Consider the following 26,940-nt stretch of genomic DNA (forward strand, 5'->3'; position numbering starts at 1 on the left):
GCACCAACCCAACTCGTAGCCCTAACTCATACCAGATTCGCGCTGTAATCCAGTGTGCCGTTGGTTTTTCCGTTCTGAGTATGAATACCAGTCCTGCGTTTAGCTGCTGGTTCTGGTGCTGTGGTTGAGTGTCGATGATTACTAGCCGAAGTTACATTAAAGAAAGACAGACCGATTACCACTGAGGGTAATCGGTCATCATTGAATGCTGTTTTTTCCTGACTGGCTAGTTCTGAGAGCTTTTGGACCATGGGTGTCCTTCCTGTCACTGAACTAGATATCCATCCCATATCTATATTAATAACTTCAGCTAATGGACAGGATGTTGGTTATATTTTTGTTGGTTCCAGCGCGAAGTTTTTCTGGGATTCAGTTCTGATGTTGAGTGGTATGTATCTGCTCTGATTCGTGCTGTACAGATGAGAAAAGGTTCTGATGGTGGATATCCAGTCTGAACTAGGAACTGTGTCTCTATGGCGACTACGTGGAGTCTTTCGGCTAACCTGATGGACCAGAGCTTACCGGAAGTAGTTATTGTTTAGAGAAAAGGGACCGGATATCGACCGGACTAGAACGAAAAAAGCCTGACGGATTTCTCCATCAGGCTTTCAAAATAATGGTGGCCCCTCGCAGACTTGAACTGCGGACCAATCGATTATGAGTTAGCCACTAACGCAGGAAGTCTAGGAAAACCGAGGTAAATTAAGCGTAACTAAAAATACCTTAAAGTATTTATTAAACAGTAGTTTAGCGTAGTTTTACTAAAAGTGTCAAAACTAGTGACTGTACCTCTAGTGTACCTTTAGTTATATGGAAAAGTATTTTTAGGCTTCTTCAATTTGGTGGCTATTCAAGCTGACACTTTTTCATTGCTAGATTATGGGTTAAGTACTAACTAGGAACAATAGTAGTCACAGCTACTAAGCTGAGGCTAGATTAAAGGACTGGTCATGATCGCAAAGAGTGCTTACATGCACATTTATTATGAAACCCTCCCGCTAAACGTACTTTACCTGAACTTGTAGATGACCATGAGGTAAGTGTCTGATAGAGTAAGATTACTTACATTAGGCTTGTGGTCATATTCTTCTAGATATGATTGGGCACATCGCAGACTTAAGATAGAGAGTATCGTGAAGCAAGTTAAGATATTGATTATTAGTGACCTGCATGTGGGGGAGTCGGCAAGAGGTGATGACTTTTGTACCGAAGGGAGTACGTCTAACATCAACTCTAAAAATTACATTGATGACTTTCGTTCTTTTGTAGAAGAGAACTCAATACAAGCTACTCACATGCTGATCGCTGGTGATATAACAAATAGAGCAGGATATAAAGAGTTCGAACTAGCATCCAAGAGAATTAAAGACTTAGCAGATATTCTAGATATTTCTACTACTAATATTTATTTTGTACCTGGAAATCATGATAGTCATTGGAAGGACGAAGAAACTGCTCAAAATGACGGATTACCTCAAGATAAGATAGTTGAGAAAAAGTTTTGGAATATAATGGAGCATGATTTTTTCAAAGAGCTTCATGATAATGCATCTTTTAAATCATATTACAAATCTCCATATACATCGATTTGGCTCAGTGATGAAGTAATTGCGGTAGGGGTAAACTCTTCTGTTTTTGATACTTTTGATAAAAGACCTCATCACGGTGAAGTTAAAATCGAACACTTGAAGGAAATATCCAGTAAAATTAGTGATTTAGATGATTCTGAACGTAGAATTCGGGTATTGTTTACACACCATCATCCTAAAAATTATTCAGATACGACTTTTGATGACCCTGATTTTAGTCAGATGAAAAATAGTGAAGATTTTCTTCAATTCGCTGTTGAAAATGAGTTTGATTTACTGATTCACGGTCATAAACATATCCCGAGGTTCGATATTCATTCCGACATAAATAATGTTCCAGTTGTTACTTTATGTGCGGGTAGTTTCAGTGCTTCACTAAAAGAGTATCATAACGGCGTTGCCAATTTTTTTCATGTTATTGAAATAGATAAGATATGTGAAAATGAAGACAATATATGTGGGAAGATAAAGAGTTGGTCCTATTTTTTAAATAAAAAATGGATAAAGTCCGATGTAGAGCGAGATTCTATTTCTCATGAAGAATACTTTGGTTCATTTATGAACAGAAAAAAGCTAAAGAAAGAACTAGAGCGTACGGTTTTAGAGCTTTTTAAGAAGAGCGATAGTATAAAATGGGAATCTTTATCTTCTTCACTAAATGGGCTGGAATATTGCAACCGTAGGATTTTATTGAACCTATTGAATGAGATGTCAGTTGTCCATGGTTTTGAAGTGATGTTTAACAAGAATAACAATCTTGCGCTTCTCAAGGAGTAAGTAATGAAAGATCTAGAACTTAGTGACATTTTTGAATCTTCTAACGCAAGAACTATTGGTGCTAAACAATTATCTTCTGAATTTATTTGGACTGATTCATTTACCGAAATATTAACGGAGAATAATCAAGTAATTCTTGGCTCTAGAGGTTCAGGTAAAACAGCATTAGTGAAAATGTTATCACACTCAAATCTAAAAAATATACAAGATAAGAGAGCGCAAGATATTATAAAAGATAAGAGTATCATTGCTACATATGTTCCGTTAAAGGTTGATTGGGTAAATTCAGTAAATAATTTTGGTGATCATACCGATGAATATTTTAAATGGAGTTTGAATTTATCTACTTGCTCTAGATTAATAGAAACTATAAAAAGCTGTATTGAAGAGTATATAGAAGATGAAATTGAACAATTAAGATTAGAATCGAGAGTTAGCAAAAACATCTCTGAGTTTTGGTTGGGTAAAGATAAGATAGTAAATAATCTTTCTAGTATTCAATATGAACTAGAAAAAATTGAATATATGAAAAGCTTGTTTTTTAATAAGCTTTCGATGGGTTTACCTACGAGTGATGATGAAAATAAAGCTGGTGAAAGTTTTCACAATAATCTTTTTTCTCCATTCTCTATTGTTACTAAACAATTAAACAGAGAGTTCGGATTTGATTCCGAAATAACAAAATGGGTTTTATGTATTGATGAGGCAGAGTTTTTAACAGAAGAGCATTTGAAAATTATTAATACACACATGAGATCTTCTTCAGACTTATCCTTTAAAATAACAACTATGCCTTATCGTCATAGCACTCTAGGTACTTATGTTTCAGCAAACGTTAATATTCATCATGATTTAAATTATGTTTATATAGATAGATTGGGTACTCATAATAAAAATCAAGATATAGCTGATATGACCATTTATGACTTCGCTATTAAGCTTTTTGAAAATAGACTTAAGAGGTATGATTTTTCGTCAGGCATTGATCTTAACAAACTAGTTGGTGAATCACAATTAACTAGTTTGGATGGTGATTTTGATGATGAGAAATATATATTATCTCTTGTAGAGAAACATTGTACTCCAGAGCTGATTGCTAGAGCAAATAGCGCGTATAGAGATAATATTGAACTATATAGGAACAGCATATATAGAAAGCTGAAAGGATTGCTAATCATTAGAGAAAAATACCAAAATAGGAAAGGTAACTCATCTATTTCTGTTTTTAGTGGTGTTTCAGTAATCGCTAGGTGTTCAGATGGAAATCCAAGACGCTTGTTTAGACTGTTTAAGCACTTATTGGAAGGACAATTTCTTGAACAGATCTCTCCTGAAGTTCAAACTAAGAATTTGAAAGCTTTCTCATTTGCAGAGTTAGAGGTTATCAAATTTGAAAGAGGTGGTAGAGAGGCTCATGAGTTAATGCAAAAGTTAGGTAACTTTTTTAAAAGTAAAACTCATGTAGAAAAACTTGGCTCGAATACTCCTCAAGCAATTAATATAGATCCAAGTTTAGATGATGAAACTTGGAATCATATAAAAACAGCTGTAGATTTGGGGTTGTTATATCCGTCTTTAAAACGTAATTCAAATGTTAAACACTACTTTCCTGAGAAAGAAGGTGACTTTTTCTTAGCATACTGTTTAGCTCCTTACTTTGATTTGTTTCCTAGAAAAGATAGAAGCTTAAAAATTTATAATGTATTAAATATTAAGGCGAGGAGTAGTCATGAACAACAAGAGCTATTCTAATGTTAAATTGAATATTGAAGATTTGTCAATATCTGAATTTAATGATATCACTTTTGATTTGGCTATATTTTCTTCAGGGTATGAGCCAAGGTGTGCATATTTGTATAATTATCTTTCTAAAGAAAAAATGAAGGACGCCTTGATCCTTACATTTTCTGAAGAGATAAACTCTAAATCAGAAGATTATTTTTCTAATTACGACCAAAGTCATAAAAAAGTATATGTAAATCATGGAGAAGTTACTGCCATATATGAGTATTTAATACAAAAAATAAACAGCATAAAACATTTATCTTCAGAAGGTAAGATTAAAATACTTATAGATTATTCTTCGATGTCAAGAAATTGGTATTCTGCGATATTGAATTTTATTTTTAAAACAGATCCTGATAAATTTGAAATATTTTCTGTGTATTCATCTGCTGAATACCCTATTTCTAGCAAGTTCTTAGATTTTGATTTGGGAGAGGTGAGGGTCATTCCTGGTTGTAATGGTTCTTCTATCACAAAAAGAAAAAAAGCAGTTATATTTATGCTTGGATTCGATAATATCGGTCCTCAGAGCTTTTACAATATGATTGAACCTGATATTAGTTATGGGGTTATAGCTGCCCCTGGTTCATTACCAACTTATGAAGAGATAGCATTATTCATAAATAAGTCTTTTATAGAGCATAATCTTGAAAAAGGTAAAAAGCTCATAAAATTACCAATTAATAGTGTTAGAACAACATTTGAGAGCTTATGTCAGCTCATTCAACCATTGAGGAAGGAATATAATGTTACCATAATTCAATTTGGACCAAAGCCTCATATTCTAGCATCTGTTCTTGCGGGGTATATATTTGAGAATGTTAGTTGCATTTACTCTGAATATAAAAGAAATGTGACTCATGAAGTAAATGCAAGCGGTGAGTTGATTATATCTAAAATATCTTCTAAGGTTTAATTCTATAAAAATATATTGCTATGACTGCTAGTCATAATATTATTTTGGCTGGCAGTATGTGTTTTTATTTCTTGTGGATCTTAAGATAAAAATCTTAATAAAATTTTTATCGCGTTGTACTTGTTCAAATAAATGTCTACCTATGCATTCTAGGACAGAACGCTCGAAGGCAATCAATGCATAACCTTATTTGATTTTACGGTGCTTCGAGTTATACCTATTTTCTAAAACCTCAGTCATCTTGGCGGACGCATCTTTCATGTCCTGGCGTAGATCTTCAATTTCTTCAGGCGTGAGTGGTCTTGGCCCATCATGATCTAGATACTCAGAACGAGATGCCCTGGCTTCTTTTCTCTTTCTCAGTTCTTCTCTGGCCCATTTTGACGACTCCAGCATATCTTTCCTCAAGTTTTCCTTTTCGGCTTCTGTGAGGGGGCGTGGTGGCTCTGTATCGGGTGCTTTTCTTTTCATGCTGCGTCTGACTCTCTAGGTGAGAAGATTTTGGTGGTTTAAGTCGATTACCTTCCTGGCGTAAAAACTATCATCTCACCATCTGCTCAGGTGCTCAATATGTGAGCTGCTCTTGTAGCAAGGTGACCAAGCTTCCAATGGGAGTCCAGAGGGGCTTGTCCCTTTGGGCATAGCGCAGCGTAAACCTTCAATATCTACTTAAAAAGTTTATTCATGACGAGGGACGAGGCATGAATAAACCAGTGATAGATCTTAACCGTGAGGTTAATGAAGTAACCACTTGTTATACCGGATTCTTTTATCAACTCTCATTTTTTCGGAACGCTTGTAGGTACATCAAAACCGAGTCTGTTGAACAGACTCAACGGAGTTATGTCAGAGGGATACGGTGCAAGATTTTAGATATATTCAGGTTAAAACTTGAGCGTTAGCGTTGATGGCTGATTTGAAGACGTGACAAGTCTACCAAAGCTAATTGGCATAAAAATTAGGGCGTACTAATGAATGGGTGGGTATCTCAAGTCGGGCGGTGTTAAGCCTGTATCAAATTGCCCCTGGAATGATTCTGTTTGTGTGGCTTCGTCCACTATCGCTTTAACTCGTTTCTTCTGGGCCATTTTACTGAAATAGGTAGGCCATACGTTACACCGACCTGACTTTTTTAACCGCTCCAGTGCATGATTTCTTTGTTCATCCAGCCAGCCCGATTTGATACGAAGTTCTTTCATCAGTTTCATGGTTAACCATTTAAGTCCAGCCGTCCCACGAATTTGACCGTCTTGGTTACGAATATCCATGTTGGCACTGTTGAGGTAGCCTGCTTGCGTTAATTTATCGATATAACGAAACCAAGAGGATTCAGGCATTGTTTCGTTATACATTTTTTCATACCGCTTGATCATGGCTCGGTGTTTGACTGGATCATTAAATGCGGTCTTTGGGACTCCAATGCGGAATGTTGCCCAATCCATATAACTGATTAGAACCGTTAAGACCCGAAACGCTCTGACTCTTACGCGGCGCTGCATATCTCTGTGAGGGCTAATCAGTGAGTTTAGAGACCTGAGAACAAAGGGCTTGTCCTGAAAGTGCTTCAGCTTGTCTATCAAACGGCGAGTAGCCTCTGGTACGCTACCTTGTTTTACTACTCGCAGAACTACACGTACTTCAGAGGAATAGCCTTTGATTGCTGTTGGTGTTGTCTTAGTGTTCTTGCGTGACATGCTATCAGTCCTCACAAGACACATTGGATAGGGTGAAATTTAAGCACTTTAACTCTGTGTGAGGTGCTCTATAATGTTTTGTTGTCATGTTATGCCTCTCAGGAAGGTTAATGTGAAAATGCGGGCCGGTGTTGCGAGCACCGGCCTGTGTGTCTTGATTATTTGCGTTACTTGAACGGCCAACCTCTGGTTTTGTTGGTTGGCTTATTCAAAGACATCATTCCTCGATACGCCTTATCGGCCACTTTGTTTTGAATCCCTTCCAGCACGTCAGCTAAGCGATAAAGCCGCTGACTGTACTTGGTTGAGTGTGCCCACTGACCAGCAAAATAAAACGCCAGCATTACCAGGAACATGACCGCGAAAAACGCGCCAAAGTCGGTCCAGTTTTGAGGTGGAAAATGTAGTTCCATGCTTGTTCTCCTCTATGCCTAATGGTGAAATCCTGGAGACCTGTTCTCTCAGAACTTCGGTGTGTGATTCTTTAGCCAACCGTCTACCTGCCCGCTAAAACTCAATTCGACTCACGCCCCATACCTGCGGCTCTCGCGAACGGTGTGTCACCTGTACCTGGTTCTTCGGACTTTGCAGAATCGCTGCCAATTGAGCCTGTCATCATCTCAGCCATGTCTGAGTTGGTCGCCGACTTAAACGCGGCTTGAAGGGCGGATGCGCCACCGGCAGTGCTCATGACTGCACCAGTGGCCATTCCCCCGGTGGTCATTGCGGCCCCAGCCATTGCTCCGGCACTGATGTTGCCCGAACTGCTGGCGGCACCTGCGCCTGGGATGAGACCAGCAACGATATTGGGAACGGAGTGGATCAGTAGCACCAGGACCAGAGCAACAATGAAAATAACCAATAGCTCTCGCATGGGGGCGTCGTCAGATAGGTTGACCAGGAATGAATTCATGATGGACATCGCAATGCCGATCATGAGTGTCATCGTCATGAGTTTTAACGCCAGGCCAAGGACGTTGCGGAAATAGTTAATGGCGATATCGGAGGTCCAGCGTGAGCCGCCAAAGCCGAGGACAAAGATGCCTGCATAGCAAAGTACCCAGGCCGACACCAAGGCCACTAACACGTTGGCAGAAACAATCGTCATACACACGACAATCAGCAGGGTGATGATAAAGATCGCCAGGCTGTCGAAGGGGCTGGAAAAGCTGTAGGCATTGCCTGATTTAGCCACAATATCCAGCGCAATACTGATTGGCTCGGATGGCGTGAGTTCACGGGGTAACCCCGCAGCTTCTGCACCGATGATTCTCAGTGAATCGATGATAGACGTGGCAAATTCAGGGCCATTACGTAGCAGCCACAGAAAGAAGCCGAACGTCATTATGAAGCGGATAAACTCAGCAAAGAATTCTCTGATATCCGCTTGGCGGAGGAGGAGGGTTCCTCCGGTCCAAACCAGAGAGATTGTGCCAAGCAGCCAGAACAGCCAACTGGCGTAGTTAGTCATCACGCCTGCCCAGGTACTGGCGACCGTCATGAACTGTAATGCGACATCATCCAGCACACCGTTGTTATCAATGGCAGCATGGGCGGCTGCCGAAGGGATAATCAAGCCCAAGGAAATTACCTGACGAACCTTCATGATCAGAACCCCTTATTCTGGCTGCGATCGGTAGGGTCACCCATGTTCCAAAAGCAGTTGGCTTGTTGTTTTTCTGCTTTGGTCAGGTTCGGTGAGTCGCAATCGATATCTTTGATGTCTTGCGATTGGTCACAGCCAAGCAGAAGCAATGACGTAAGCAGGCACAAAGCGATAGATGAAGTAATTTTCATGCTTAAAACCCTCTGTTTTGGGAACGGTCGGTTGGCGAACCAAAATCAAAAAGTGCTTCGTGGGCAGCTTGTTGCAGTGCCTCTTTATCGGCGTCTGCCTGCATCCGAGCACCGACAGCGTTTTGCTGAGCAATCAATAAACTGCGGATTTGCAGCAGTTGGTTAGCCTGGTTACTGGCAAGTTGATTGGCATAACCGATGGCGGCCATCTGACCATCAGCTCCCTGAGCGGCTGACTGCAATCGCTGAAGCTGACGGGCATCGGTTTGTAAGTTGTCTTGCTGGAGTGCCAGGTTATTGAATAACGCGTCGTTGGCTTTTTTCTGGGATTCAGACGCTAAGCGACGGTTTTGGATCATGGCTGTCCTTTCCGTTTCACTGCACCCTGAAGAGGAAAAACAAGGTGAACTGCGGTAGTAGGCCACATCCTGAAATTTGCCCAGATACTCGTCCAGACTGCCAAGCTGATTCTGATAGTAGGCGAGTGTATTGGTCGCCTGAGTCAGATCATGAATTGTGGATTGAGCCTGGTCCCAGATGTAGGAAGCCGGAGCCATGGTGTTTTGCAGCATGTTTTCATATTGCTGCAATTGGGACTGATACTGCTGGATTTGTTTGGCGGTCTGCGTCACGGCTTCCATTGCTGAAATGATGTTTTGTTGCAGGTTAACGCCGTCGGCCACCGGTATACCGGACCAAACAGGGTTAGCGTGCGCCATTATCCCGCCGAGTGCTAAAAGACGAATTTTAGCCGCTAAAATTTTTGTGCTGATGTTCATCGTATATTCCTTACTGACGTTTAAGTGGTTTATCGACTTCTGCTCTTCTTGGCTTGTTTCTGTTTTTTCTGAGCCATTTCAGCGCGCAGTTGCGCTTTGCGTTGTTCCAGTGCCGTTGGCCTTTGCTCCGCTGGTTTGGCAAAACGCATGACGTCAAGCTGGGAAAGAGTGCTGAGCGTGTTGCGCCTGATACCAGGTGGGGCTTTGCCAATCGGCGGAACACCACGGCGTTGAGCCATAGCCGGTGTGGCCTGATGGTTGGCAGACAGCAGTGCGAGTCGGCGTTGTTCCAGACCTTTATCGCTGAAAGTGAGGGGCAGGCCGGTGTCTGCCGCTGCGCGAATTACGCGAGCTTTAAACTCCGGGGAACCATTGACGCTGATTTGATTGCCATAACGCTCCAGGGCTATTTTGAGCGCCTGAGTTATCGCTTCAGAATCGGATTGAGTCGAAACCTGGAGGCGCTGTCCATCGTCACGTACTGCGCCATTTTTGGAGCGAAACAGAACGGTGCCGGTTTTGGTGATTGAATCGATCACACAGCTCTGGTCTTTGCGTGTCTGCCCGCTTCCCTGGAGCGTGTTGCCATTCAGTGTTTGAGCCGCTTCTCGCGCCCGCAATGCGGCTAATGCGTTTTGGTCGCCGTGTTGTGCTTGGTGCTTCAGCCAGTCGGCCCAGGTGCGCTTGCTGTGAGTTTGATAAACCTGTTGGCGTTCTTGTCGGTATTGTTTATGGATAGAGTCCAAGCGGCTTTGCAGTGCCTGGCTCGCCTGGGAATACAGTACGCGTTTAGTAAATCGGCCGCTGCCGGTCAGTTTGATGGCGGCGCGGCGCACCTTGTTGTTATTTTTGGTGTTGATGATTTGCTGGTTTTTCTTGTGGCGAAGCTGGGCTAAAGCGGTGGCCTTATGAGTTGCGAGAGCCTTTTGCTCACGCTGATAGCGTGCATACAGTTCGCTGGTATCGATGCGTGTTTTTAGCGGCTGCTTTTGGTAATTGCGCTGCGCGGTTTGGCCGGAGTGATTGCTATCGGTCTGAGACGGTTGGAAAGTACCGAATCGAGCTTCTAACTTGGGCTTTGAGAGATAGCGCGCAACCGTACTGGCTTTGACCGTGATGTCATTGTCAGCCGAGAAAACCAAACCATTACCTTTGGCCGATAGCGTTAGGCCATGTGTGCGGCAGGTATCGTGCAGTTCAGCCCAGGTTTGGGCGGCTTTCATCTCTTCTAAGCACTCTCGTTTAATCCAACCTGTCAGGCTCTCAATACCAGAATGTCTCTCCATGTCAGCCGCGCGCGCAGCGTTGTGAGTTTGCTGTGGTGTGTGATTGTCCTGCTGGAGTCCAAACGCTTTTTCTAACTGCTCACATTGTTCGGCCAAGGTTCGATAGGCGGCATACGGTTCGTGCATAGTGTGGCGCGTGGGATGAATCTTATTGATGGCAACATGGATATGCAGGTTGTCGGTGTCGTTGTGAACGGCGCTGATACGTTGATGATCGCTAAATCCAAGGCTGTCACATACACGTTTTTCAATCTCTGAAAGCACGTCCTGCTCAAGCTGTTCACCGGCTCGGAAGCTGATGATCAGGTGATAGGTTTTATCGTTCTTTGCCCGGGTGTTCGACTGCTGAGTGGCAAGCACTTCGCTGATTGCGTCCCGCACGGAATCGGCGTGGCAGTTCGTCAGCTTTACGTGCCCTAAGCGGTGCTCTTTGCTTTGAGCATCGGTGAGGTAATTGATTAAGCCGGCAAAATCAGATTTGTGCGTGGAACGCATCGGAATGTGTTTAACAATCATGACTATCACCTTTGGCGCAGGACCGACTCCATGATGGTGCTCATCTGATCTTTGGTGGTATCAATCCGGTTCAGCACGGCTTTAATGGTCGGCACACCGATTTGCGCGGCTTTAACATCGTTGGTCAGCCAGAGTTTGAGTAAACCGCCAAGACGGCCAAGATCGCCGTTGACCTTAACCAGTTCCCGCACTTGCTCAGCATCGACGACGCTTTTCACTTGGCGTCCCTGACCAATTCTGCGCAGGTAAGTGGATACGCTCAGCCCGGCTTGTTTGGCGTTGGCTTCAATCTGTTCACGCTCTTCCGGCAGGCAATAGACTTTGATTGGCGTCGTATTCTTCCTGGTGACTTTCTCTGCATGATTCATGTGTTGTCTCCGTCTCGAACCGTCTGTTACTGACTCGGCCCCGCAGGGCAGGATTACCGTTGAGCGCCCTGGCGCGAATAAGGGAAGTGAAGTGGTAACCGCCGACTTGTCGGGGGGACCACTTCACCTATCCTGCCCGCAATATCGCCCGCAACTGTGTTTTGGATATCGCAGGTATGCTGCGCTGCTATCGCGCAATTGTGCGTAAACCAGCCCAAAAGCAGGCAAAAACACGAACAAACCACATCAATACCAGCGAAAAACACACAAAGTTGTGTCGGCATTGCACGTTGGTAGCGCTGCGGCTGCGAGCTGATAGCGGGTAAACAGCGTGGCTGCGTATTCATATCAAGTCCTGCTTATTTGGCTTGGCATCAAACGAAAATCCGCTGATTTTTCGCGAAACGTTTTGCTTCTTTTTCACTGTCTTATCGGTTGTGTGGGGCTTGGGAACTGTCGTGATGTACTGCTTTACGTAGCGCAGAAACGTTTCATAGCGGAACGAGATATATTTCTGCTCCGTCAGGTACTCCCAAATGGTTTTGAGGTTATATCCGGCCTCAATGCTTTCCTCGACGAAGGGTTGAACGCCAAGGAAAGTTGCCAGGACTTCCTGCTTGGTGGGAGGGCGAGTATTGGGCTGGCGCTGGATAATCCAGGCTTGCAGCTCTTTGACGTAATCCGACATCTCAAGCCTCCATATTGTCCGGGGTAGCCTGGTCAATTAAGTTGGCGATATCGGAGACTTTGAAATAAACGCGTCTGCCTATTTTGAGTCGATTGGGTTTCAGCTTGTTGGCTAAATCACAGTTAGTGCGAAGAGTAATTCTCAACCCTTCAGGACTGCGATGCAGGATCTCTGCAACCTGAGTAAATGACAGCAGCGGAGAATTTCCGTATTTGTTGTACAACCATTCTTCAGTCGTCATGTTGCTCTCCTTCCTTACATTCGTGAATGGTTGGGATAATGGCCCACGAGAACACCCTTGATGGCTATTTTTGCTGAACGGTGGAGTGGGGAACTATTGAAGGATAATCATAAGATGAATGTGTCGTCAAATGCGTCTAACTGCTCCTAAATTGCATCAAATATCGCAAAATAACACTAAATTATACAAAGTTTAGCTATACTTTTGTTGCGTTTTCTTTTGTTTTTACCGTTTTAGAATGGCTTTTTTAGCCGCTAAAATTCGTCAGAGAGATATATTCATTTCGGTATATCGAAATTAAATAAATTATTAGTAGTTTTGTTTTTTTAATGGATTGTTTTCATTGGATTATTTTATTTATTACGTTGGGCTTTTAAGTGTTTAGAAGAGAAGGAGATATAGAGGGGGCAGGATCTAAACGGTGAATTGATAAAGATAGTGACTAGACTAAGAAAAGTTGTAGTTAAATTACTAAAGGATCTTAAACTAACCCTTTTTATTCCTAAATATTCTATTTTTTGTGAAATTTAGATCTGATGTTTTCACTAAATAGGAGATAAGCCTTGAGTCCTTATGGTCGTGTCCCTTAAATGTCAATTGGTACGATTTTCTGAGAGAGGTTGTGAGACACTGTTATAGTAATGGTGGTGTTATTGACATATGAGGGGGCTTTTGAGAGTCGTAACGACAGCTTATGAAATGAAAGTGTTAACTCGTAAATGCCCCAAAAATCACCCAACATCTAATTCTTGACCACTTTCTCGTGTCACTTATTGACCAACTTTCTTTACTAGCAGATTATGAGCTTAGGTGAGCACTTGCTATTATGCAGACATGTTCTGCAATTTGTGAGAGCAAGGAAAGATAAGGCTTACAGAACAGTATGCTACTACTATGGTATCTGTATTTTCTGAAAATATTATAAAGACAATGTCTGCTTAAAAAGCACTGTCAGCACTACAAAATCATGGAACGAATCGAACCTTTCAACGCACAAAAATTAGAAGCAGCTTGTCGAGTGCTTGCAGATACTGAACGAGGCTTAACTGGTTCAGAGCTGAGGTATTTGATTCAGGATTGTAAAATCCAAGATGTTGCTCCAACAATGACTAAATGGAAGAGACTCTTCAACGCTCTCGCTGAAGCTCAGAATAAGCATCAAGTGGGTAATCATCTAGTAATGTTCATTAATCGAGCGCTTGACCCCGTGAGCTATGCTCGCGATAAAGAAAAATTTGAATGGCGAAGATCTGAATTAAATGTAGTTTTATCCTTCTCTGGGTTCTACGTCAGAGAGGACGGCAAAGTAGCTAGAACAACGAGAGAGACAACGCTCAGAGGAGCTAGGGAGAGAGCTGGTGCATTGAGGGCAAAACTTGAAGATCGAGGTGCTCATGCCGAAGTCTTTAATTACTGTCGTGCAGAACTACTTGATGAAAACTACTTTCATGCTGTTCTAGAAGCAATAAAAGGTATCGCGCAGCGAATCAGAGACATGTCCAGCTTAACGACGGATGGTGCCGACCTGGTAAATACTGCGTTTTCAGTCAAGAACCCAGTCCTAAGAATAAACAGCTTAACCACGGACACTGAAGTAAGCGAGCAAAAAGGTTTTAGTAATATGCTTGTAGGGCTATTTGGTTCAGTTAGAAACCCCATTGCTCATGCGCCTAAAACATCTTGGCCAATGAGCGAACAAGATGCTTTGGATATTATGTCTACAGTATCGTTTATACATAGGAAACTAGATAATGCGACGCAAGTATAAAATTGCATGCCATTCTAGTGCTAACAAGCGCATGTTGCCGGATTGGTTTTCCGCTGCGCTCCAAACCAGCCGCAAATGCGGGCGTTATGTGTAATTGATCTCACAAGGAAATAGATATGATCTACGAAAGGTCAAAATTTGAAAAGGCATCTAGTTCAAGTGCAGCAAAGGTTGCGGCACTTCCACAAGATAACGAAACATGGTGCTTAGCCATAAAAGTTGGTGCCTCAACAGCTTATCTTGGTGATTCAACTGGCCAAGATGCTAGAGAGTTTTCATCCCTCGATGAGCTAATCAACTACGCTCATCAAAATTTAATTGGTGAGGTGTTAGTTATCACCGGGGCTAAGTCTTGGCGGTTTTAAGAAGATTTGTGACAACCCATAACAAGGTGCATTACTCGCAGCTTGCAGCTGCTGGGACGTCAAACGCCAACGCGTTTTTCCACTCGTGAGTTTTGCGTTACGTGCTTATGATATATCGTGTTTTATAAATAATAGAGGTAAAAATAATGATTGATGATATGGATAAAATTTGTGATGGATGTGCTTTGCCTGGAAGCTGTTGCACGTGTTCGTATTGTGATGAATGTGAACAAAAAGAACATGAATGTATTTGTGAAAAATGCGATGGTTGTGGTGAGTTAAGCGATTTTTGTTCATGTCCTACTTGTGACAATTGTGGAGAAAAAGAAGAAGAGTGCGTGTGTTCGTATTGTGATGAATGTGAAAATTTAGAAGAACATTGTACTTGTTAAAGGTGATACGTAAGAAAAGCTCTTTTATGAGTTAGTCAACTGTGAAATATAAAACTATAATAATATTAGTAATTTATGTTATTCTAGCTTAGCCTTCAAGGCACATAACAAACGAGTAAGGAATCAACATACTTTTCCTAATATGACAAAACGATTTAGGCAGTATGAATTGTTGTTGTGGAGACTGGTGGCTAACTATCTTGCCTTACACGTAGGTACAGCGCCCCCCAAGTGTCAATAAACCAGCCTTGTCTATCGAGCACAGCCAGGTTACATAGGCATAAACCTCATTTCATTGACACTTAAGGGGCGGTGTTTGCTAAGCCTTTTCCCTTTCGCAATCGCTTCCAGTTCTTCAACCAGGTCTTCGGCTCTGAGGTGGGTGTAGCGGCGTCGCATCTGCATCGATTTGTGGGCGCTGATGGCGGTGACTTGCTGCTCACTTAGCCCGCCTTCAACCATGTATTAAACCGCCACATGCTCTAATTGGCCCAAGTAGTTAATTCGGCTCAATATCCATTCAGCGACTTTCTCTACATGCTCTGGGAGCATGAAGCTATTACGGTAGATATCGAGAATCTCCTCTTGCTTGGCGCACAAGTCTTGGATCATTTTGGTCGCCAGTTTAGGGTTGAGACCAATATTTTGCGCGAAAGTGAGAAAGTCATAGCCGGTGTATGTACTATGTGATTGATAACCATTGGTATTGTAATTATCGCCTTCTTCACTCGCGAGAAGAGGTAATGCTAATGGGTTCTCGTTTGCGATGTAGCCAGGATAGGGCGCTATAGATACGTAATCATAGATTGGCGCGAGTCGCGTGGCCTCTTGTTCCGGTAGTAGCAAACCAATGTTTCTAAGGTGTAGGTCATTGTTACCGAGAAAGTAGGCGACGAGTATTCGGCTAAATAACTCTTTCTTAAAGTTTAAGCTGCCGTCTACTTGATGAATTAAGAACTTACAGGCTTGCTCGTAGCTCACATATCCTTCGGCATCGCCTTCTGTCTTCCCGTACTTTTCCCGTACGGCCATTGCGGCATCCAGTTGCTCCTGATGAATCGCCTCTTTACCTGCGTTTAAGCGGTCATAGCGCCTAATCATAAAGGCGAGTTCACCTTCTCCGTCCGGATCGTTAAATCGAACTAATCCAAATGGAGGCGTATCGAAACCGAGGAATTTCATGACTAACATGGTTGCGTGTTCGTTTTCGGCAAGATGAGGAAATTCTTCTGGTGAAGGCTTGAGAATAAATAGCGCCTTATCCTCCACAACCCCTAGCTGGTTATCGTCATTAATCGCCAGAGAAAGCTTGGGTTGATAACCGGAAATACTCATGCCTTTTTGTTTCTTTGGCAACTCAGTAACAAATTCCGCGCGCGAAAAAGGCAATTGGATCTGAAATCTATTCGAACCTAGCAGGGTTTTGATCTCCCCCTTTTTATACTCGACTTGTTCTCTATTTTGTTCATTGAGTTCATCGAGGCTAATAAGGCTTCTATTGCTCGGATACATGGTCTTCTAACCTCAACAGTTGGACTGCACCAAGTAAATTTTTGCCGTTGGACAGCAGCATACCCAGCGGATCGTTTTCATCAATTTTTTGTAGTTCTGAGTAGCGCTTCTTCAGCCACCCTTCTGGGGCAAGACTGAGGAAAAAAGGATGCAGCTCTTTACTCTCAAATGGCCCATCGGCGACAGGCATACTCAGCGATAAGCTACGGCCTCGATAACCAGGCTCATATTCGAACAGATAACCTTGTTCGTTTTGAGACAAAACCCCGCAAAACTTGCCGTACAAAAGAACTTTTACTTTTCGATCCATATTTTCATTCCGAGTTCATTCGCAACGGCTAAAAAGTTATCCAGCGAAGTCTTGCTTGGATCTTTAAGCATTCGTTTTATCGTTGATTTAGAAATATCCGTCTGCAATTCAAGATCTTCTAATGAGATACTCTTCTTGCGTGATTGCATATCCTCAATCAGAGTGTTGGTCTCGTAAATTGAGTAGCTTGAAATAGGACGGTTGCTTGAGGCTTCAACGTTGCTAAGCATCTCTTCGAAAACTTCGTGAATTTCGGACTCAAGCTTACTGGTGAGATTGCGAAGTTGTAGCACTTTAGGATTCATAGCATTGCCTCTGATGTATCAAATATGAACCATATGGCGGTTTTCTATGAATATAAGCTCAAAAATAGCCTATGTAAACCGCTTTTATGCCATTAATGACCCTTGGGTTGTTTTAGGTAGAAAAGTGGCTCATATACGAACCTTTGGTGCTATGCAATTCCTGTGGCTCAACTGATCTGTACTTCTGGCCCCTCAAGTGTCAATAAACCAGCCTTTTCTGGTTAGTAAAGCCTGGTTAAACCGGCTAATCCTCATTTCATTGACACTTGAGGGGCAGAGTTGGCTAAGCCTTTTTCCCTTTGGCAATTGCGTCCAGTTCTTCAACCAGGTCTTCGGCTCTGAGGTGCGTGTAGCGGCGTAGCATCTGCATGGATTTGTGGCCGCTGATGGCGGCGACTTGCTGATCACTTAGCCCGCCTTCAACCAAGCGGCTGACGCTCTCATGGCGCAGGTCGTGGAATTTAAAATCCTTCAGGCCAATCTTGGCTTTAATTTTCATCCATACCTTGTTGAAGTTGTACGGGCGTCGCTTGCCGTCTTTGCCTGGTTCGCCAAAGAAAATCAGGTCGGTATCAATGGGCCGTACCGGATTATTAATCGCCTGCTTAAAGGATTCTAACGCCAGGAGAGAAAGCGGAACGGTTCTCGGCATGGTGTTTTTGGTTTCGACCAGGAAAACCACACGCTTTTTTAAATCGACCTGAGAGCGGCGCAGAGAGGTGATCTCAGAGGAACGCATCCCGGTTTCCAGCGCGATACGAACAATCCAGGCCAGCATCGGGTTGGTGTGTGCCTCAACGGCTTTCAGGAGCTGTCGCTCTTCTTCCTCGGTCAAGCGTCGTTCCCGGCCAGAAGGCGGGGAGGGCTTACGAATATTCTGAACCGGGTTAATCGCCAGGCCGATACCCCATTCTTTAATCGCAATGTTGTACAGGTGACTGAGCAGGGCCAGGTCTATGCGCACGGTATTCGCTGAGCGTGGTTTGGGTGCCGGGTTACCTCTGGCGTCACAACGGTCCAGGCCTGCTAACCGGTCGTCTCGATACTTGGCAATGATTTCGGGCGTCAGGGCGGCCAGGGAGTATTTCCCCAGGGCTTTGATAATCGGTTTGGAATGTCTCGCGTCACAAGCAGCGGTCGCCGGTCGCTTGGTCGGTGAAATTTCTGCCAGATAGCGTTTTAATGCTTCTTCAATGGTGAGTCGTTCAGATGAGGAACGTTTGATATACACGCCACGTACAATTTCATCTTCAGTGCGTCTTGCCCAATCCTCGGCATCGCGTTTGAGACGAAAAGTTTTAGACGTCGTTGGCCAGCCGGTTTTTCGAATAACGGCTTTCCAGGTACCTGAAGAGGTTTTAACTAAAGTTGCCATGTGAGTACTCCCGAATGCGTACTGTACTGATTTTGTACCTCGGGACGAAATAAAAGGCAACATTCAAAGAAGGGTAAGCGATAAGTGCTTGATTTGAATGGTGGCCCCTCCCAGACTTGAACTGGGGACCAATCGATTATGAGTCGACTGCTCTAACCACTGAGCTAAGGGGCCATACAGGTCAAAGATTATAGGGGAAGCTTTACGGGGTGTCTAGACGCTAGGGTGGCCAATTGCGCTTAGTTTTTATTCACTTAGCACAACAGACAATAAAAAAGGTGAGCCAGAGCTCACCTTTTTTCAGTCTTGGTCGATTATTCGTCCAGGAAGCTGCGCAGAGTTTCTGAGCGGCTTGGGTGACGAAGCTTACGCAGTGCTTTGGCTTCGATCTGACGAATACGTTCACGGGTGACGTCGAACTGTTTGCCCACTTCTTCTAGCGTGTGGTCAGTGTTCATGTCGATACCAAAACGCATACGCAGTACTTTGGCTTCACGTGGCGTCAGGCCGGCCAGAACGTCGCGGGTCGCGCCTTTCAGGCTGGTTGATGTTGCTGAGTCCAGTGGCAGCTCGAGGGTGGTATCCTCGATGAAATCGCCCAGATGCGAATCTTCGTCGTCACCGATTGGTGTCTCCATTGAGATTGGCTCTTTGGCAATTTTCAGTACTTTACGGATCTTGTCTTCCGGCATTTGCATGCGTTCTGCCAGTTCTTCCGGCAGTGGCTCACGACCCATTTCCTGTAGCATCTGACGAGAGATGCGGTTCAGTTTGTTGATCGTTTCGATCATGTGAACCGGAATACGGATTGTGCGCGCCTGGTCGGCGATAGAACGGGTGATCGCCTGACGAATCCACCATGTGGCGTAAGTTGAGAACTTGTAACCACGACGGTATTCAAACTTATCCACCGCTTTCATCAGGCCGATGTTACCTTCCTGAATCAGATCGAGGAATTGCAGACCACGGTTGGTGTATTTCTTGGCGATAGAAATAACCAGACGTAAGTTCGCTTCCACCATCTCTTTCTTCGCACGGCGGGCTTTCGCTTCACCGATCGACATGCGACGGCTGATGTCTTTGATGCGTACTACGCTCAAAGAAGTCTCTTGTTCGATGATCTGCAGTTTCTGGATTGAACGGCGAATGTCTTCTTCGTTACGACGGATTTTTTCCGCGTACGGTTTGTCAGACGCCAGTACTTGATCCAGCCACGCTTCGCTTGACTCGTTGCCAGTGAAAACCGCGATGAACGATTTTTTCGGCATCTTAGCCACTTCAACCACCGAACGCATGATCAGACGTTCTTGGGTGCGAACGCGATCCATGGAAGTGCGCAGTGTTTCCACCAGGTGGTCGAACTGTTTAGGTGTCAGACGGAATTCACGGAATACGTCCAGTACCAGATCAGTTGCTTCCTGAGCGTGCGAACTTTCGTTACCGTGCTCGTTGATCGCCAGTTGCAGGTTCTGGAATTTGTTGCGCAGTTGCGTGAATTTTTCCAGAGCCAGCTCAGGGTCGATACCGACTTCTTCTTCGCTGTCGTCGCTTGAATCGCCGTCACCGTCTTCATCTTCGTCGTCTTCATCGTCGTCGATGTTTTTGTCGTCTTCATCTTTGAGGTCGGCTTCGGTCAGTTCAGAACCGATGTGCGTCGCAGTTGGCGCAGTGCTCTCTTCTTCATTCGGATCGACAAAACCTGAGATCAGGTCGGTCAGGCGCAGCTCTTCAGCCTGGACTTTATCAAACTGTTCCAGGATGTAAGGGATGGTGCCCGGGTATTCAGCGACCGCGCTTTGAACCTGGTTGATACCATCTTCAATGCGCTTGGCAATATCAATTTCACCTTCACGAGTCAGTAGTTCTACTGTACCCATTTCACGCATGTACATGCGGACTGGATCGGTCGTACGACCAATCTCGCTTTCTACGCTGGACAGCGCAGCGGCAGCGGCTTCTGCTGCATCTTCATCAGTGATCGTATCGTCGTCGTTTAACGCAAGATCATCGGCATCTGGGGCAGTTTCTACTACCTTGATGCCCATGTCGTTGATCATCTGAATAATATCTTCTACCTGCTCAGAATCGACGATCTCGGCAGGTAGGTGGTCATTTACTTCGGCGTAGGTCAGATAGCCTTGTTCCTTGCCTTTTAAGACAAGTACTTTAAGCTGTGACTGCGGACTTTGATCCATAGACGGTATCCAACTTCGTATCTGGTGAAGGAATAGTATGCGAAATGCAAACCACGTATACTAACAAATTTATTCGTTGCTGACTATTTAAACTGGGTTACGCTTTTAATTCTAGCATTAACGCTACTAGCTCCCTTTTTTCGTCGCTTGATAAACCGACGCTTCTCTCTTTAGCCTGCAAGTTGTCAATTTGTTTCTCTACGCACTGAGCAAGAATCTTGTCCAGTGAGTCTAAAAATAGTTCTTCCTGATTGTCTTCGACGAGCGGTATCTCCCAGCTCGCCAGACGAGACAGAAGTGCCTCATGATTTTCGTTGCGCCAATGTTCAAGTAATTGGCCTGTTGATATATGGGGGTTTTGTCGACAGTTTTCAAGCACTGCGACCAACAAACTCAACCCAGGTATAGCGAGCTCTTTCACGCTGGAAAGATCAGGTACTATTTCAGCATAGCTCGGATTTTGCAGAAGCAAAGCGATGACTTCACGCATCGGGGTGCGTTTAATCTCTTTGTGTGGCTGCGGGCGCGGGTTAGCGGCCGCCGGCACGCTCGGCTTTTTATAAATGCCGGTCTTCTGCTCCAGTATGCGCAGCAGCTGATCCTGCAGCGATTCATCCGGAATCTGGTTAATCAGTGGCAGTGCCATCGCCTGTAAGGCGGCTTTGCCTTCATAAGTACTGGTGTCCACCTGGCTGAGCAGATTGGAGAACAGGTACTTAGACAGCGGCTCTGCGTTGTGCATCTGCTGTTCAAAGGCGTCTTTGCCGTATTTACGCACGTAGCTGTCCGGGTCCTCGCCATCGGGCAGGAACAGGAACTTGAGAATGTTGCCACTTTTTAGGTAGCTGAGCGCATTCTCCAGCGCGCGCCAGGCAGCTTCACGGCCGGCACGGTCACCGTCGTAACAACACACGACGGTGTTGGTCTGGCGAAACAGCAGTTGTAAGTGGTCACCTGTGGTTGAGGTACCCAGAGAAGCGACGGAGTAGTCGATACCATACTGCGCCAGTGCCACCACATCCATATAACCTTCGACCACCAGAATCTGCGGTGGTTCACGGTAAGCCTGCAACACCTCATACAGGCCGTACAGCTCTTTACCTTTGTGGAAAATCGGCGTTTCCGGCGAGTTGAGGTATTTCGGTGTACCGTCACCCAGCACCCGGCCACCAAAGCCGATCACCCGGCCACGCCGGTCACGGATCGGGAACATGATACGGCCACGGAAACGGTCGTAGCGGTTGCCTTTTTCGTTCTCAATCAGCATGCCACCGGAGACCAGCATGTCCTGGTTATGGCGGCTCTGACCGAAGTTTTTACGCACTTGGTCCCACTCGTCAGCGATGTAGCCGATACCGAACTTCTGTACGATTTCACCGGATAAACCGCGGTTTTTCAGGTAATCGATGGCGGTGCGGTTGGTGGCAACTTTTAGCTGCTGACGGTAGAACTGGGCAATGTTGCCCATTAAGTCGTACAGATTACGCTTTTCTTCACTGCTGGCGCGCGGGGCATTACTGCTGTTATTGAAGCTGCCGTTGGAGCGCGCTTCGCGCGGTACATCCAGGCCGAGAAAGGAGGCCAGCTCTTCAATCGCTTCCGGAAATTCCAGTCGCTCGTACTCCATCATAAAGTCGATGGCATTACCGTGTACGCCGCAACCGAAACAGTGATAAAACTGTTTTTCCTGGCTGACGCTGAAAGAGGGGGTTTTCTCGTTGTGGAACGGGCAGCAGGCGCTGTAGTTTTTACCCTTTTTTTTAAGTTTTACACGTGCGTCAATGATGTCGACGATATCAAGTCGAGCGAGGAGGTCATCAATGAAACTACGAGGGATCTGTCCTGCCATAAAACCTAAAACAAAGAGCTAAACGAAAAATTACATCCGGCCGGATAGGCGGCGAGCCTCGCGGTTAAGGCTGAGGTTCGGGTCTGCAAAGGCCAGGAGTATAGATACAAACAAGCCGTGCGTTCCGAAGAATAGCACGGCTTGCTGCAATTGGGCGTGGTATTAAGCCAGCTTAGCGCGAACTAAACCGCTTACTTTACCCATATCTGCGCGCCCTTGAATTTGCGGTTTCAGCACAGCCATTACTTTACCCATGTCTTGCATGCCCGCTGCTTCTGATTCGGTGATTGCGCTGTCAATCAGTGCAGACACTTCGTCTTCGGTCAGTGGTTGAGGCATAAAATCCTCAAGTACTGTAATTTCGGCTTTTTCCGCATCAGCGAGGTCTTGACGACCGGCTGCTTCAAATTGCGCAACAGAGTCGCGACGCTGTTTAACCATTTTCGTCAGCACAGCAAGAATGTCGTCGTCGGACAGAGTAATCTGTTCGTCAACTTCACGTTGCTTAATGGCTGACAAAGCTAAACGGATAGTGCCAAGGCGCGTTTTGTCCTTGGCTTTCATCGCTAATTTTTGCTCTTCTTTGAGCGTGTCAATCAGAGCCATAACAAATTCCTAAGTAAGGAATCAGTTATTAGTACAGGCGAACGCGACGAGCGTTTTCGCGAGCAAGCTTCTTAGCGTGACGCTTTTGAGCTGCTGCTTTAGCGCGTTTGCGAACTGTAGTTGGTTTTTCGTAGTGCTCACGACGACGCACTTCAGAAAGGATACCTGCTTTTTCGCAAGAGCGCTTGAAACGACGCAGTGCTACGTCGAACGGTTCGTTTTCACGTACTTTAACTACTGGCATATGCCTTTCACCTCAGGGGTTAATTCGTTAACGCTGGAGTTCAGTGACCGAAACAATAATTTGCTTAGTCTATCTACCAGCTTGATCAAAAATGGTGCCGAATTTTAATCCGATCGACAGGGCTTTGTAAAGCATTTTGTCGACTACAGTCTGTACAAAATTTGTTTGTAAAGCCAAGCCGAGGTAACATGGCGCCAATTTCTAATTATAGATGAAAGCACGCTGAGAAAACTATGCGCATTATTGGTATTGAAACCTCTTGTGATGAGACGGGTATAGCGATTTATGACGACGAGAACGGATTGCTGGCGCACAAACTCTATAGTCAGGTCAAACTTCATGCAGACTACGGTGGTGTGGTGCCGGAACTGGCCTCACGCGACCACGTTAAAAAAACCATTCCTCTGATTAAAGCGGCGATGGCCGATGCCAATTTGACGCCGGCCGATATTGACGGTGTGGCTTACACGGCCGGCCCGGGCCTGGTGGGCGCGCTGCTGGTTGGCGCCACAATCGGCCGCAGCCTGGCGTACGCCTGGAATGTGCCGGCGGTGCCTGTGCATCACATGGAAGGCCACCTGCTGGCGCCGATGCTGGAAGATAACCCGCCACCGTTCCCGTTTGTCGCGGTACTGGTGTCCGGCGGCCACTCAATGATGGTGGAAGTGAAAGGCATTGGTGAATATCAGATCCTCGGTGAGTCGATTGATGATGCGGCCGGTGAAGCGTTTGATAAAACCGCGAAACTGATGGGGCTGGATTATCCGGGCGGCCCGCTGCTGGCGCGTCTGGCGGAGAAGGGGACGCCGGGCCGCTTTAAGTTTCCGCGTCCGATGACCGACCGTCCGGGTCTGGACATGAGCTTTTCCGGCCTGAAAACCTTTACTGCCAATACCATTGCCAGCAATGGTGATGATGAGCAGACCCGCGCCGATATCGCCTATGCGTTCCAGGAAGCGGTGTGTGACACGCTGGTGATCAAGTGTAAACGTGCCCTGGAACAAACCGGGATGAAACGTATCGTGATTGCCGGCGGCGTGAGTGCCAACAAGCAGCTGCGTGAGTCGCTCGGTAAACTGGCACACAAAATCGGCGGTGAGGTGTACTACCCGCGCACGGAATTCTGTACCGACAACGGTGCGATGATCGCTTATGCCGGGATGCAGCGCCTCAAAAACGGTGATACCACGGATCTGAGCCTGGATGCGCGTCCGCGCTGGCCGATTGATCAACTGACGCCGATTGCGGCTGACGCTTAATCCTCGGTTCGGTTTGATTTTAAATCTCGGATCGGATCAGTGTTAAATAAAGAAGGGCGGTCGCTGCGGCGGCCGTTTTTTTATCTGAGCGCGGGTGATGTGTGGTCAGTCAGTAAGATCCGGTGCAATCTCATCACTCAGCGGCAATCGTAATCAGTGACAACAGTTATTAGTAACATAGTTATTAGTAACAATAGTTATCAGTGACAACAGCAATTAGCCACGATGCTGATTGCCAGACCAAGAAAGGAATAATGACCATGACGATGTTTACCCATGACGGCCAGCAGATGCATTATCTTGATCAGGGCGAGGGTGAAGTGATTGTGTTTGGCCACAGTTATCTGTGGGACAGCGCGATGTGGGCGCCGCAGGTCGAAGCGCTGAGCGCAAAATACCGCTGTATCGTGCCTGACCTGTGGGCGCATGGTCAGTCGCAACCGGCGCCGGCATCGATGCGCAGCCTGAGTGATTATGCCCAACATATTCTGGCGCTGATGGATCATCTCGGCATTGAGGCCTTCACCATCGTTGGCCTGTCGGTGGGCGGTATGTGGGGCGCAGAGCTCACGGCGTTGGCGCCGCAGCGCGTCAAAGCCCTGGTAATGATGGATACTTTTGTCGGCCTGGAGCCGGAAGTGACCCATGCGAAGTACTTCCACATGCTGGATACCATTACCTCACTGCAAGCGGTGCCGGAGCCGATTGTCGAGACGGTGGCACCGATGTTTTTTGCCAAGCAGGCAGCGCAAACGACGCCGCAACTGGTGCAGGGCTTTAAACAGCATCTGGTCGCTCTGAGCGGTGAGCAGGCGGTGGAAGTGGCGCGTATCGGGCGGATGGTATTTGGTCGTCGTGACCTGATGGAAGAGGTCGAGAAGTTTGCGCTGCCGGTACTGATTGCGGTTGGCGCTGAAGACAGCCCGCGTCCGGTGCTGGAATCGTATCTGATGCAGGACAGCATTAGCGGCAGTGAACTGGTGGTGATCCCGCAGGCCGGCCACATCAGTAATCTGGAGCAGCCGCAGTTCGTGACGGAAATGCTGCAACGCTTTTTGGCCAAGGCGCTGAAATAAGTCACTCTGCAACACCAATAAAAAAAGGTTCATCGCGGCTTTCCGGGGAAAGCCGCTTTTATCTTTAAAAAAAAGTAATCGATATCTCGGTAACCGTAGCCCATTCGTTTGATTAACTTTATTTTGTTGTTTATCCCTTCGAGCGTACAGGTATTGAGTGGGTAGCTTGCAGAAGCAACGATGCCATGAAGATACGGTTTGAGCTTTCTCGCGAAGTCCATAAGCGGCTTGATCCCGCTTTCTTGAACTTGCTCCCACCATACGTCCCATAAGTCTTCCGCTTCTCTTTCCGACTGGCACCTCCATAACTCTTTAAGCTGAGAGCCAAGTAAATACGTCACCATTAAGTCCTTGTTCATGCTCAGTATCTCACTCAGATAGCTCTCCTGCTTACCGTCTAAATTAGCTCTGTTTTTGAGGAGAACCCAGCGTGAACGTTTCACCCATTGGCGCGTTTTCTTGTCCTGTTTGAGTTGATTAGCTTGGTCAACTCTGACTCTATCCATCACTTCCCGGCCAAATTTGGCGACCACGTGGAATAAGTCGTACACAATGCGGGCGTTAGGACAATGTTGCTGCACTTCAAAGTCGAAAGCCGTATTCATATCCATTGCAACCGCTTCTATGTTCTGGCTATGCTCACCGAGTAATTCAAAGAAGGGACGGATATCTTTTCGGCTGCGTCCGACGCCTATCCAAAGCACTTGATGCGTCTTAGCATCCGCGATAACAGTGGCATAACGATGTCCCTTGAAGAGAGCAAACTCATCCATGACCAGTTGTCTCAGCTCTGCCCAGTTAACCTCTGGCACCACATGTTGCAGCCGACGCTTATCTATCGCCTTAATCGTATGCCAATGAACCCCCGTCATCTGGGCAATATGTTTGATAGGAAGAAGAGGCAACAACTGCTCAATGTAACTTCTTAAGCGGTTAGTCAGGCGAGCAAAAGGTTCAAGCCAAGAAATAGATTCGGTTTTGATACCGCAGTCAGGGCACTTGATACGCCTTGTTTGTAGGGATAGCTCGACGGGTACGCCGAGAATCATCGCTTCCTTAATCGTGCGCCACTGATAATCATGTATGGCTTGAACATGTTGCCCACATGAACATCGAGCAGTTGTGCTGGGTTGGAGAGTAATCGTGATGAGAGAAGACGTTTGTACAGACTTTACGACATGAAAGCCTTCCCAGAACGATGATAGGAAAGTATGATTCGGCATGAAAACGGTAGTTTGTGTAAGGTTG

Annotated in this window: 28 protein-coding genes and 1 tRNA gene; 8 read left to right on the forward strand and 21 right to left on the reverse strand. The window is 45.6% G+C overall.

Going from position 1 to position 26,940, the window contains the following annotated elements; all coding sequences use genetic code 11:
* Window positions 1-1,133 precede the first annotated feature (1,133 nt).
* From J0X00_RS14230 to J0X00_RS14240, 3 genes are read left to right on the forward strand one after another with little or no spacing between them, the layout of a single operon-like run.
* Complete coding sequence (locus J0X00_RS14230) at window positions 1,134-2,366, forward strand: metallophosphoesterase (RefSeq protein WP_282477059.1); 1,233 nt, start codon at window positions 1,134-1,136, stop codon at window positions 2,364-2,366.
* Window positions 2,367-2,369: 3 nt separating this feature from the next.
* Window positions 2,370-4,118, forward strand: coding sequence for a hypothetical protein (locus J0X00_RS14235; protein WP_282477060.1), 1,749 nt, complete (start codon window positions 2,370-2,372; stop codon window positions 4,116-4,118).
* Window positions 4,096-5,067, forward strand: a complete 972-nt coding sequence (locus J0X00_RS14240) for a hypothetical protein (RefSeq protein WP_282477061.1) — start codon at window positions 4,096-4,098, stop codon at window positions 5,065-5,067. Before J0X00_RS14235 ends, J0X00_RS14240 begins: the two co-directional genes overlap by 23 nt.
* 186 nt (window positions 5,068-5,253) lie before the next feature.
* Here J0X00_RS14240 and J0X00_RS14245 read toward each other — a convergent pair whose 3' ends face one another.
* The 10 genes from J0X00_RS14245 to J0X00_RS14290 form a co-directional block, all read right to left on the reverse strand.
* The gene (locus tag J0X00_RS14245) at window positions 5,254-5,538 is read right to left on the reverse strand and encodes a hypothetical protein (protein WP_282477062.1); all 285 of its coding nucleotides are present in this window, start codon (window positions 5,536-5,538) and stop codon (window positions 5,254-5,256) included.
* 497 nt (window positions 5,539-6,035) lie between these two features.
* Complete coding sequence (locus tag J0X00_RS14250; RefSeq protein ID WP_282477063.1) at window positions 6,036-6,761, reverse strand: hypothetical protein; 726 nt, start codon at window positions 6,759-6,761, stop codon at window positions 6,036-6,038.
* Window positions 6,762-6,928: 167 nt separating this feature from the next.
* Window positions 6,929-7,174 (reverse strand): hypothetical protein, encoded by a 246-nt coding sequence (locus J0X00_RS14255; RefSeq protein WP_282477064.1) that lies wholly within the window; start codon window positions 7,172-7,174, stop codon window positions 6,929-6,931.
* A 101-nt stretch (window positions 7,175-7,275) separates the two neighbouring features.
* The gene (gene trbL / locus J0X00_RS14260; RefSeq protein WP_282477065.1) at window positions 7,276-8,367 is read right to left on the reverse strand and encodes a P-type conjugative transfer protein TrbL; all 1,092 of its coding nucleotides are present in this window, start codon (window positions 8,365-8,367) and stop codon (window positions 7,276-7,278) included.
* Window positions 8,368-8,369: 2 nt separating this feature from the next.
* Window positions 8,370-8,558, reverse strand: coding sequence for a hypothetical protein (locus tag J0X00_RS14265; protein ID WP_017048919.1), 189 nt, complete (start codon window positions 8,556-8,558; stop codon window positions 8,370-8,372).
* Window positions 8,559-8,560: 2 nt separating this feature from the next.
* The gene (gene trbJ, locus J0X00_RS14270) at window positions 8,561-9,337 is read right to left on the reverse strand and encodes a P-type conjugative transfer protein TrbJ (protein WP_282477066.1); all 777 of its coding nucleotides are present in this window, start codon (window positions 9,335-9,337) and stop codon (window positions 8,561-8,563) included.
* 29 nt (window positions 9,338-9,366) lie between these two features.
* A complete protein-coding gene (gene traI / locus J0X00_RS14275) occupies window positions 9,367-11,139 on the reverse strand; it encodes a TraI/MobA(P) family conjugative relaxase (protein WP_282477067.1) in 1,773 nt (590 codons plus the stop codon).
* Between the two features lie 5 nt (window positions 11,140-11,144).
* Window positions 11,145-11,507, reverse strand: a complete 363-nt coding sequence (gene traJ, locus J0X00_RS14280) for a conjugal transfer transcriptional regulator TraJ (protein ID WP_282477068.1) — start codon at window positions 11,505-11,507, stop codon at window positions 11,145-11,147.
* A gap of 343 nt (window positions 11,508-11,850) precedes the next feature.
* Complete coding sequence (locus tag J0X00_RS14285) at window positions 11,851-12,195, reverse strand: TraK family protein (protein WP_282477069.1); 345 nt, start codon at window positions 12,193-12,195, stop codon at window positions 11,851-11,853.
* Window position 12,196: 1 nt separating this feature from the next.
* Entirely contained in the window at window positions 12,197-12,436 is a 240-nt protein-coding gene (locus J0X00_RS14290) for a hypothetical protein (protein ID WP_017048924.1), read from the reverse strand.
* A 967-nt stretch (window positions 12,437-13,403) separates the two neighbouring features.
* On the opposite strand from J0X00_RS14290, the gene J0X00_RS14295 reads away from it, so the two are divergent.
* The 3 genes from J0X00_RS14295 to J0X00_RS14305 all read left to right on the forward strand — a co-directional run bounded on the left by J0X00_RS14295 (window position 13,404) and on the right by J0X00_RS14305 (window position 14,961).
* A complete protein-coding gene (locus J0X00_RS14295) occupies window positions 13,404-14,204 on the forward strand; it encodes a TIGR02391 family protein (protein ID WP_282477070.1) in 801 nt (266 codons plus the stop codon).
* Between the two features lie 116 nt (window positions 14,205-14,320).
* On the forward strand, window positions 14,321-14,569 hold the full coding sequence (locus J0X00_RS14300) for a hypothetical protein (RefSeq protein ID WP_188963142.1): 249 nt from the start codon (window positions 14,321-14,323) through the stop codon (window positions 14,567-14,569).
* 146 nt (window positions 14,570-14,715) lie between these two features.
* Window positions 14,716-14,961, forward strand: coding sequence for a hypothetical protein (locus J0X00_RS14305; RefSeq protein ID WP_282477071.1), 246 nt, complete (start codon window positions 14,716-14,718; stop codon window positions 14,959-14,961).
* Window positions 14,962-15,231: 270 nt separating this feature from the next.
* Here the strand turns inward: J0X00_RS14305 and J0X00_RS14310 are convergent, their stop codons facing one another.
* The 10 genes from J0X00_RS14310 to rpsU all read right to left on the reverse strand — a co-directional run bounded on the left by J0X00_RS14310 (window position 15,232) and on the right by rpsU (window position 23,357).
* Window positions 15,232-15,423 (reverse strand): hypothetical protein, encoded by a 192-nt coding sequence (locus tag J0X00_RS14310; RefSeq protein WP_282477072.1) that lies wholly within the window; start codon window positions 15,421-15,423, stop codon window positions 15,232-15,234.
* Window positions 15,424-15,426: 3 nt separating this feature from the next.
* A complete protein-coding gene (locus J0X00_RS14315) occupies window positions 15,427-16,473 on the reverse strand; it encodes a HipA domain-containing protein (RefSeq protein ID WP_282477073.1) in 1,047 nt (348 codons plus the stop codon).
* A complete protein-coding gene (locus tag J0X00_RS14320; protein WP_055467268.1) occupies window positions 16,457-16,783 on the reverse strand; it encodes a HipA N-terminal domain-containing protein in 327 nt (108 codons plus the stop codon). Before J0X00_RS14320 ends, J0X00_RS14315 begins: the two co-directional genes overlap by 17 nt.
* Window positions 16,768-17,088, reverse strand: a complete 321-nt coding sequence (locus J0X00_RS14325; RefSeq protein ID WP_282477074.1) for a helix-turn-helix transcriptional regulator — start codon at window positions 17,086-17,088, stop codon at window positions 16,768-16,770. The genes J0X00_RS14320 and J0X00_RS14325 overlap by 16 nt, the downstream gene beginning before the upstream one ends.
* Before the next feature lie 283 nt (window positions 17,089-17,371).
* Entirely contained in the window at window positions 17,372-18,463 is a 1,092-nt protein-coding gene (locus tag J0X00_RS14330; RefSeq protein ID WP_282477075.1) for a site-specific integrase, read from the reverse strand.
* Between the two features lie 98 nt (window positions 18,464-18,561).
* Window positions 18,562-18,637: transfer RNA gene (locus J0X00_RS14335), tRNA-Ile, on the reverse strand.
* Window positions 18,638-18,777: 140 nt separating this feature from the next.
* On the reverse strand, window positions 18,778-20,658 hold the full coding sequence (rpoD, locus tag J0X00_RS14340) for an RNA polymerase sigma factor RpoD (protein WP_136483291.1): 1,881 nt from the start codon (window positions 20,656-20,658) through the stop codon (window positions 18,778-18,780).
* A 97-nt stretch (window positions 20,659-20,755) separates the two neighbouring features.
* Window positions 20,756-22,507 (reverse strand): DNA primase, encoded by a 1,752-nt coding sequence (gene dnaG / locus J0X00_RS14345; RefSeq protein WP_136483292.1) that lies wholly within the window; start codon window positions 22,505-22,507, stop codon window positions 20,756-20,758.
* 162 nt (window positions 22,508-22,669) lie between these two features.
* Window positions 22,670-23,113, reverse strand: a complete 444-nt coding sequence (locus J0X00_RS14350; protein ID WP_136483293.1) for a GatB/YqeY domain-containing protein — start codon at window positions 23,111-23,113, stop codon at window positions 22,670-22,672.
* A gap of 28 nt (window positions 23,114-23,141) precedes the next feature.
* The gene (gene rpsU, locus J0X00_RS14355; protein ID WP_001145625.1) at window positions 23,142-23,357 is read right to left on the reverse strand and encodes a 30S ribosomal protein S21; all 216 of its coding nucleotides are present in this window, start codon (window positions 23,355-23,357) and stop codon (window positions 23,142-23,144) included.
* 233 nt (window positions 23,358-23,590) lie between these two features.
* On the opposite strand from rpsU, the gene tsaD reads away from it, so the two are divergent.
* Together tsaD and J0X00_RS14365 are read left to right on the forward strand one after the other, a co-directional pair.
* Window positions 23,591-24,616 carry a tRNA (adenosine(37)-N6)-threonylcarbamoyltransferase complex transferase subunit TsaD gene (tsaD, locus tag J0X00_RS14360; protein ID WP_136483294.1) on the forward strand — a complete coding sequence of 342 codons (1,026 nt, stop codon included), beginning with the start codon at window positions 23,591-23,593 and terminating at the stop codon, window positions 24,614-24,616.
* 260 nt (window positions 24,617-24,876) lie between these two features.
* A complete protein-coding gene (locus J0X00_RS14365) occupies window positions 24,877-25,692 on the forward strand; it encodes an alpha/beta fold hydrolase (protein ID WP_282477076.1) in 816 nt (271 codons plus the stop codon).
* Between the two features lie 29 nt (window positions 25,693-25,721).
* On the opposite strand, the gene J0X00_RS14370 is transcribed toward J0X00_RS14365, so the two are convergent.
* Window positions 25,722-26,915: an ISL3 family transposase gene (locus J0X00_RS14370; protein WP_282476786.1), complete on the reverse strand. Its 1,194-nt coding sequence runs from the start codon at window positions 26,913-26,915 to the stop codon at window positions 25,722-25,724.
* Between the last annotated feature and the right edge of the window lie 25 nt (window positions 26,916-26,940).

It is taken from the genome of Vibrio sp. ABG19 (assembly GCF_029962385.1).
Classification (GTDB): domain Bacteria; phylum Pseudomonadota; class Gammaproteobacteria; order Enterobacterales; family Vibrionaceae; genus Vibrio; species Vibrio ostreae.

Coding starts and splice junctions, on each gene's coding strand:
- J0X00_RS14235 (WP_282477060.1), top strand. CDS start 2,370: ATGAAAGATCTAGAACTTAGTGACATTTTTGAATCTTCTAACGCAAGA.
- J0X00_RS14240 (WP_282477061.1), top strand. CDS start 4,096: ATGAACAACAAGAGCTATTCTAATGTTAAATTGAATATTGAAGATTTG.
- J0X00_RS14300 (WP_188963142.1), top strand. CDS start 14,321: ATGATCTACGAAAGGTCAAAATTTGAAAAGGCATCTAGTTCAAGTGCA.
- J0X00_RS14290 (WP_017048924.1), bottom strand. CDS start 12,436: ATGACGACTGAAGAATGGTTGTACAACAAATACGGAAATTCTCCGCTG.
- J0X00_RS14255 (WP_282477064.1), bottom strand. CDS start 7,174: ATGGAACTACATTTTCCACCTCAAAACTGGACCGACTTTGGCGCGTTT.
- J0X00_RS14365 (WP_282477076.1), top strand. CDS start 24,877: ATGACGATGTTTACCCATGACGGCCAGCAGATGCATTATCTTGATCAG.
- trbJ (WP_282477066.1), bottom strand. CDS start 9,337: ATGAACATCAGCACAAAAATTTTAGCGGCTAAAATTCGTCTTTTAGCA.
- J0X00_RS14350 (WP_136483293.1), bottom strand. CDS start 23,113: ATGGCTCTGATTGACACGCTCAAAGAAGAGCAAAAATTAGCGATGAAA.
- J0X00_RS14320 (WP_055467268.1), bottom strand. CDS start 16,783: ATGGATCGAAAAGTAAAAGTTCTTTTGTACGGCAAGTTTTGCGGGGTT.
- J0X00_RS14310 (WP_282477072.1), bottom strand. CDS start 15,423: ATGGTTGAAGGCGGGCTAAGTGAGCAGCAAGTCACCGCCATCAGCGCC.
- J0X00_RS14285 (WP_282477069.1), bottom strand. CDS start 12,195: ATGTCGGATTACGTCAAAGAGCTGCAAGCCTGGATTATCCAGCGCCAG.
- tsaD (WP_136483294.1), top strand. CDS start 23,591: ATGCGCATTATTGGTATTGAAACCTCTTGTGATGAGACGGGTATAGCG.
- trbL (WP_282477065.1), bottom strand. CDS start 8,367: ATGAAGGTTCGTCAGGTAATTTCCTTGGGCTTGATTATCCCTTCGGCA.
- J0X00_RS14245 (WP_282477062.1), bottom strand. CDS start 5,538: ATGAAAAGAAAAGCACCCGATACAGAGCCACCACGCCCCCTCACAGAA.
- rpsU (WP_001145625.1), bottom strand. CDS start 23,357: ATGCCAGTAGTTAAAGTACGTGAAAACGAACCGTTCGACGTAGCACTG.
- J0X00_RS14315 (WP_282477073.1), bottom strand. CDS start 16,473: ATGTATCCGAGCAATAGAAGCCTTATTAGCCTCGATGAACTCAATGAA.
- J0X00_RS14305 (WP_282477071.1), top strand. CDS start 14,716: ATGATTGATGATATGGATAAAATTTGTGATGGATGTGCTTTGCCTGGA.
- dnaG (WP_136483292.1), bottom strand. CDS start 22,507: ATGGCAGGACAGATCCCTCGTAGTTTCATTGATGACCTCCTCGCTCGA.
- rpoD (WP_136483291.1), bottom strand. CDS start 20,658: ATGGATCAAAGTCCGCAGTCACAGCTTAAAGTACTTGTCTTAAAAGGC.
- J0X00_RS14325 (WP_282477074.1), bottom strand. CDS start 17,088: ATGAATCCTAAAGTGCTACAACTTCGCAATCTCACCAGTAAGCTTGAG.
- J0X00_RS14370 (WP_282476786.1), bottom strand. CDS start 26,915: ATGCCGAATCATACTTTCCTATCATCGTTCTGGGAAGGCTTTCATGTC.
- J0X00_RS14330 (WP_282477075.1), bottom strand. CDS start 18,463: ATGGCAACTTTAGTTAAAACCTCTTCAGGTACCTGGAAAGCCGTTATT.
- traI (WP_282477067.1), bottom strand. CDS start 11,139: ATGATTGTTAAACACATTCCGATGCGTTCCACGCACAAATCTGATTTT.
- traJ (WP_282477068.1), bottom strand. CDS start 11,507: ATGAATCATGCAGAGAAAGTCACCAGGAAGAATACGACGCCAATCAAA.
- J0X00_RS14250 (WP_282477063.1), bottom strand. CDS start 6,761: ATGTCACGCAAGAACACTAAGACAACACCAACAGCAATCAAAGGCTAT.
- J0X00_RS14295 (WP_282477070.1), top strand. CDS start 13,404: ATGGAACGAATCGAACCTTTCAACGCACAAAAATTAGAAGCAGCTTGT.
- J0X00_RS14265 (WP_017048919.1), bottom strand. CDS start 8,558: ATGAAAATTACTTCATCTATCGCTTTGTGCCTGCTTACGTCATTGCTT.